Genomic DNA, 5826 nt, shown 5'->3' with positions numbered 1-5826 from the left:
CCTCGTGGAACATCTCCTTCGACGCGGGCACGGGTCTCGGGTCGGTGGTCATGGGTGGCGTCGCCGGTTTCGGATACGTCGTCCTGTTCACGGTCGCGGCCGGCGTGGTGCTGCTCGTCGGCGGTCCCGCGGCGGTGGGCGCCCGGCGCACCCGGCCGACGCGTGATCTGACCTCGCCCGCCACGGACGATAAAGTGAGCCCATGACCTCATCGGCCCCGCGGGTGGCGCTCCTCGACTACGGCTCGGGCAATCTCCGCTCGGCCCATCGCGCGCTGGAGCGTGTCGGCGCCCGGGTCGAGCTCACCTCGGACCACCGGGTCGCCACCGAGGCGGACGCGCTCGTGGTCCCGGGGGTCGGTGCGTTCGCGGCGTGCATGGAGGGTCTCCGGGCGGTCAAGGGGCCGCGGATCATCGGCGAGCGTCTCGCCGGCGGTCGCCCCGTCCTGGGGATCTGTGTGGGTATGCAGGTGATGTTCGAGCGTGGGACGGAGTTCTCGGACGGCGAGCACGCCGATTCCGGGGCGGCGGGCTGCGGTGAGTGGCCCGGGGTGGTCGAGCGGCTGGAGGCACCGGTGCTGCCGCACATGGGGTGGAACACCGTCGAGGCGCCCGAGCGCAGCGTCCTGTTCGCCGGCATGCCCGCCGACGAGCGCTTCTACTTCGTCCACTCCTACGGGGTGCAGCGGTGGGAGATGGAACCGTCCGACCACCTGGCCCCGCCGGATGTCACCTGGGCCCGGCACGGCACGAGGTTCGTCGCCGCCGTGGAGAACGGGCCCCTGTCCGCCACCCAGTTCCACCCCGAGAAGTCGGGCGACGCCGGACTTCAGCTGCTCGAGAACTGGATCAGATCCCTTGGCTGACCGCCGGGGTCGCCCGGCGCCCGTGTCGTTCGCGGTACTGGCATTGGGGGTATCCGGGGCGGGGGTCCTCTCCCTGGGGCTGACGGCCCTGGCGGTGGCGCTGCTCCCGCTGCCGCCGGTGGGCCGGGCGGTCGTGGCGCTGGTCGGGGTGGTCATGACGGTCGTGGCCATGGGGGTCGTGTCCACCCGCATCACCGATCGGGCGATCCGTGCCGAGTACGGGGACGAGCCCGCCGTCGAGGTCGGGGTCGACTCCGGCGTACACCCCGGGGAGCCGTCGGAACCGGCCGAGGGCGATGGGGAGCACCCCCGGGCGGACGGACTACGCTGATGCCCGTGACCAACGCTTCTTACCTCGAACTCCTGCCCGCCGTGGACGTCGCCGACGGGCAGGCCGTCCGTCTGGTGCAGGGGGAGGCCGGGACCGAGACCTCGTACGGATCTCCGCTCGAGGCCGCGATGCAGTGGCAGCGGGACGGGGCCGAGTGGGTCCACCTGGTGGATCTCGACGCCGCCTTCGGACGCGGGACCAACCGCGACCTCCTGGCCGAGGTGGTCGGCGCGCTCGACGTCAAGGTCGAGATGTCCGGGGGGATCCGCGACGACGACTCGCTGGAGGCCGCCCTCGCGACCGGCTGCGCCCGGGTCAACCTGGGGACCGCCGCCCTGGAGAACCCGGAGTGGTGCGCCTCCGCGATCGCCCGGCACGGGGACCGCATCGCGGTGGGGCTGGACGTCCGTGTGGTCGACGGCGAGCCCCGACTCCGTGGCCGCGGGTGGGTGTCCGACGGGGGCAACCTGTGGGAGGTGCTGGAGCGCCTCGACAAGGACGGGTGTGCGCGGTACGTCGTCACCGACGTCTCCAAGGACGGCATGCTCAACGGTCCGAACCTCGAGATGCTCTCCCAGGTGTGCTCGGTCACCGGAGCGCCGGTGGTGGCGTCCGGCGGGGTGTCCTCCGTGGCCGACCTCGAGGCCATCGCGACGCTGGTGCCCGAGGGCGTCGAGGGCGCGATCGTGGGCAAGGCCCTCTACGCCGGTCGCTTCACCCTCCCCGAGGCGCTGGCCGCGGTGAGCGTCCGCTGAGCCGGCAGTGACCACCAGGCGGCTCCACCCCACCCCATGACCTCGAGCAGGAGGCCCGAGATGACCGATCAGACCGGAAACACCCTGCCGACGGACCTGTCCGTCGACCCCGCGGAGGCGCTCGCCCTGGCGGCCCGCGTGCTCGAGGAGGTCACCCCCCGCTTCGTCGAGGGACTGGGTGCCGAGGGCACGCGCGCCAAGGGCTCGCGCAACGACTTCGCGACCGAGCTCGACCTCGAGCTGGAGCGTCGGATCTCCGACGCCCTGCGCGAGGGCACCGATCTCGAGGTGCACGGCGAGGAGTTCGGCGGCCCGCCGGTCAACGAGGGCACACTCTGGGTGGTCGACCCGATCGACGGCACGGCCAACTACTCCCTCGGCATCCCCACCACCGGCATCCTCGTCTCGCTGGTCCACGAGCGGCAGCCCGTGCTCGGGCTGACCTGGCTTCCCCTCCTCGGCCTGCGGTTCACCTCGATCGCCGGGGGCCCGCTCAAGGAGAACGACGAGGAGATCCCGCGGATCGCCGACGTCTCCATCCGCGACGTCGCGCTGGGCCTCGGGTCGCTCAACACCGGCGCCCGCACCACCTACCCGCCGGCCTATCGACGAGAGGTGTTCGAGCAGCTCACCCTCGACGCCGCCCGCACCCGCAAGTTCGGGTCGACGGGGGTGGACCTGTCGTTCGTGGGTTCCAGCCGGTTGTCCGCTGCGGTGAGCTTCGGCAACTACGCGTGGGACAACGCCGCGGGCGCCTCCCACATCCGCGCGGCCGGGGGAGTGGTCACCGACCTGACCGGTGAGCCGTGGTCGATCGACTCCCAGTCGATCCTCGCCGCCGGCCCGCGAGCGCACGCGGAGGTGCTCGGCACCATCCGCGAGCTCGGCGAGCCGGGCAACTTCTTCGAGGCGGGCCGTCGCCGGGCCACCCCCGGTCCCGACGGCAACCGCCCGTGGCTCGACGGGGAGCGGTGAACCGGGCATGACACTCGCCACCCGGGTGATCCCGTGCCTCGACGTCGACGCGGGCCGCGTGGTCAAGGGCGTGAACTTCCTCGATCTGCGGGACGCCGGTGATCCGGTCGAGCTGGCAGCCGCCTACGACGCGCAGGGCGCGGACGAGCTGACCTTCCTCGACGTCACCGCGTCGTCCTCGGGGCGCGGGACCATGCTCGACGTGGTCACACGCACCGCGGAGCAGGTCTTCATCCCCCTCACCGTGGGCGGCGGGGTACGCGCTGCCGAGGACGTCGACCAGCTGCTCCGCGCCGGGGCGGACAAGGTCAGCGTCAACACCGCCGCGATCGCGCGTCCGGAGCTGCTCGAGGAGCTCAGCAGGCGCTTCGGCTCCCAGTGCATCGTCCTGTCCGTCGACGCCCGGACGGTGCCGGCGGGCGAGGCCCCCACACCATCGGGATGGGAGGTCACCACCCACGGTGGCCGCCGGGGCACCGGGATCGACGCCGTCGAGTGGGCCCGGCGTGGCCAGGAGCTGGGGGTGGGGGAGATCCTGCTCAACTCGATGGACGCGGACGGCACCAAGGCGGGCTTCGACCTGGACATGGTCCGTGCGGTCCGTGCGGCGGTGACGATCCCCGTGATCGCCTCCGGCGGGGCCGGCGCGGTCGAGCACTTCGCCCCCGCGGTCAAGGCCGGCGCCGACGCCGTTCTCGCGGCCAGCGTCTTCCACTTCGGCGAGATGACGATCGGCGACGTGAAGAGGGCCATGGCGGCCGAGGGGATGACGGTCCGATGAGTGATCCGGCCCTGGACCCGACCATCGCCGACCGGCTCACCCGGAACGCGGAGGGTCTGATCGCTGCCGTCGTGCAGGACGCGACCTCCGGTCGGGTCCTCATGATGGCGTGGATGGACGACGCCGCCCTCGCCGAGACGCTGGCCACGCGGCGCGGGGTGTACTACTCGCGCTCGCGCGGGACGCGGTGGGTCAAGGGGGAGACCTCCGGCCACGTGCAGCACGTGCGCAGAGTGGAGATCGACTGCGACGGCGACACCGTCCTGCTGAAGGTGGACCAGACCGGGGCAGCCTGCCACAACGGCACGGTCAGCTGCTTCGACACCGACACACTCCTCGGGGAGGACTGAGCCCGTGCCCTTCATCCAGATCAACCAGCTCGACGGGATGGACCCCGAGTCCAAGTCCCGGGTGATCGAGGCCGTCACAGCCGCCTACGCCGAGGCCGCGGGCAAGGACCCGGCCAAGGTGTGGGTGCTCGTCAACGACATGCCGCACGACTCGTTCGGGATCGGCGGCCGGGTCGTCGGATGAGTACCAGGACCACCACCTTCGAGCAGTTCCGGGCGCTCGCCTCGGGCCACCGGGTCGTCCCCGTGGTGCGCACGGTGCTCGCCGACTCCGAGACGCCGCTCTCCGCGTACGACAAGCTCGCGGCCGACCGGCCCGGGACCTTCCTGCTGGAGTCGGCCGAGCACGGCCGGTCGTGGTCGCGGTGGTCGTTCATCGGCTGTGGGTCGGCCGCGGCGTTGACCGTCGACGACGCGGGTGAGGCCATGTGGTGGGGGCACGTGCCCGCGGGGGCTCCGACGGGCGGAGACCCGCTCGACGCCCTGCGCCGGACCCTGGACCTGCTGAGGACCGACCAGATCGAGGGCCTGCCGCCGCTGACGTCCGGGCTGGTGGGGTACCTCGGGTACGACATCGTGCGCCGACTCGAGCGCATCACACCGGACACCACCGATGACCTCCACATCCCCGAGCTCGTCCAGATGCTGGCCACCGACCTGGCGGCGTTCGACCACCACGAGGGCCGGATCCACCTGATCGCCAACGCGGTCAACTGGGACGGCAGCGACGACCGGGTCGAGGAGGCCTACGCCGACGCGGTGGCCAGGGTGGACTCGATGACGGCGAGGCTCGCGGCTCCCGGCGCCGGCGGGGTCAGCGTCTTCGACACACCGGATCCGCGGATGCGCCGCCGCACCGACGAGTCGACCTACCACGAGCGGGTGGCCGACATCATCGAGCAGATCTACTCCGGGGAAGCCTTCCAGGTGGTGCTCAGCCAGCGCTTCGAGGTCGACACCTCGGCCTCGCCGAGAGACGTCTACCGGATCCTGCGCACGACCAATCCGAGCCCCTACATGTATCTGATGACGGTCCCGGACGGCAGCGGGGACGACGGCTTCGGTGGCACCGCGTTCACCATCGTCGGATCGAGCCCCGAGGCCCTGGTCAAGGCGCAGGACGGGCTGGCCACGACCCATCCGATCGCCGGGACCCGGCCGCGGGGTGAGGACGACGAGCACGATGTCCTGCTGGCCAAGGACCTCGTGGAGGACGCCAAGGAGAACGCCGAGCACCTCATGTTGGTGGATCTGGGTCGCAACGACCTCGGCCGCGTCTGCGAGCCGGGCTCCGTCGTCGTGACCGAGTTCCGCCAGGTCGAGCGGTACAGCCACGTGATGCACCTGGTCTCCACCGTGACGGGCCGCCTGGCGGAGGGGCGCACGGGCATCGACGCCGTCACGGCCTGTTTCCCGGCCGGCACCCTGTCGGGCTCGCCCAAACCCCGCGCGCTGCAGATCATCGAGGATCTCGAGGACACCCGTCGCGGGGTCTACGGGGGAGTGGTCGGCTATGTGGACTTCGCCGGCAACGCCGATCAGGCGATCGCCATCAGGTCCGCGGTGCTCAAGGACGGGACCGCCTACGTCCAGGCCGGTGCCGGGATCGTCGCCGACTCGGTCGCCGCATCCGAGGACGAGGAGTGCCGCAACAAGGCGATGGCGGTCCTCCGCGCCGTCGCGGCGGCGGACACCCTGAGACCCGCGGGCCCCACGGGAGGCGCTGCGGGCGCGGACACGCCGGGGGAGGGCCGGTGACCCAGAACGCC

8 protein-coding genes and 1 pseudogene are annotated in these 5826 nt (G+C 72.0%); all 9 read left to right on the top strand.

What is annotated here, in order from left to right; all coding sequences use genetic code 11:
* Window positions 1–206 (top strand): annotated as a pseudogene (locus G6021_RS13605) (MFS transporter); the annotation flags it as partial.
* Window positions 203–865: an imidazole glycerol phosphate synthase subunit HisH gene (gene hisH / locus G6021_RS13600; protein WP_182641518.1), complete on the top strand. Its 663-nt coding sequence runs from the start codon at window positions 203–205 to the stop codon at window positions 863–865. The pseudogene G6021_RS13605 and the gene hisH, both read left to right, overlap by 4 nt.
* A gap of 22 nt (window positions 866–887) precedes the next feature.
* Window positions 888–1196, top strand: coding sequence for a hypothetical protein (locus G6021_RS13595; RefSeq protein WP_182641517.1), 309 nt, complete (start codon window positions 888–890; stop codon window positions 1194–1196).
* Window positions 1196–1951 carry a bifunctional 1-(5-phosphoribosyl)-5-((5-phosphoribosylamino)methylideneamino)imidazole-4-carboxamide isomerase/phosphoribosylanthranilate isomerase PriA gene (gene priA / locus G6021_RS13590; RefSeq protein WP_179525140.1) on the top strand — a complete coding sequence of 252 codons (756 nt, stop codon included), beginning with the start codon at window positions 1196–1198 and terminating at the stop codon, window positions 1949–1951. Before G6021_RS13595 ends, priA begins: the two co-directional genes overlap by 1 nt.
* A 60-nt stretch (window positions 1952–2011) precedes the next feature.
* Window positions 2012–2926 (top strand): inositol monophosphatase, encoded by a 915-nt coding sequence (locus G6021_RS13585; RefSeq protein ID WP_182641516.1) that lies wholly within the window; start codon window positions 2012–2014, stop codon window positions 2924–2926.
* 7 nt (window positions 2927–2933) lie between these two features.
* Window positions 2934–3707 carry an imidazole glycerol phosphate synthase subunit HisF gene (gene hisF, locus G6021_RS13580; protein WP_182641515.1) on the top strand — a complete coding sequence of 258 codons (774 nt, stop codon included), beginning with the start codon at window positions 2934–2936 and terminating at the stop codon, window positions 3705–3707.
* Window positions 3704–4057: a phosphoribosyl-AMP cyclohydrolase gene (hisI, locus tag G6021_RS13575; RefSeq protein ID WP_182641514.1), complete on the top strand. Its 354-nt coding sequence runs from the start codon at window positions 3704–3706 to the stop codon at window positions 4055–4057. Before hisF ends, hisI begins: the two co-directional genes overlap by 4 nt.
* Window positions 4058–4061: 4 nt before the next feature.
* Window positions 4062–4241 (top strand): tautomerase family protein, encoded by a 180-nt coding sequence (locus G6021_RS13570; RefSeq protein ID WP_179525144.1) that lies wholly within the window; start codon window positions 4062–4064, stop codon window positions 4239–4241.
* Window positions 4238–5815 carry an anthranilate synthase component I gene (locus G6021_RS13565; protein WP_182641513.1) on the top strand — a complete coding sequence of 526 codons (1578 nt, stop codon included), beginning with the start codon at window positions 4238–4240 and terminating at the stop codon, window positions 5813–5815. The genes G6021_RS13570 and G6021_RS13565 overlap by 4 nt, the downstream gene beginning before the upstream one ends.
* Window positions 5816–5826: the final 11 nt, after the last annotated feature.

Origin of the sequence: Dietzia sp. CW19 (assembly GCF_014145265.1) — a bacterium.
Taxonomy (GTDB): Bacteria; Actinomycetota; Actinomycetes; order Mycobacteriales; family Mycobacteriaceae; genus Dietzia; species Dietzia natronolimnaea.
This window is presented reverse-complemented; position numbering and strand designations above follow the sequence as displayed.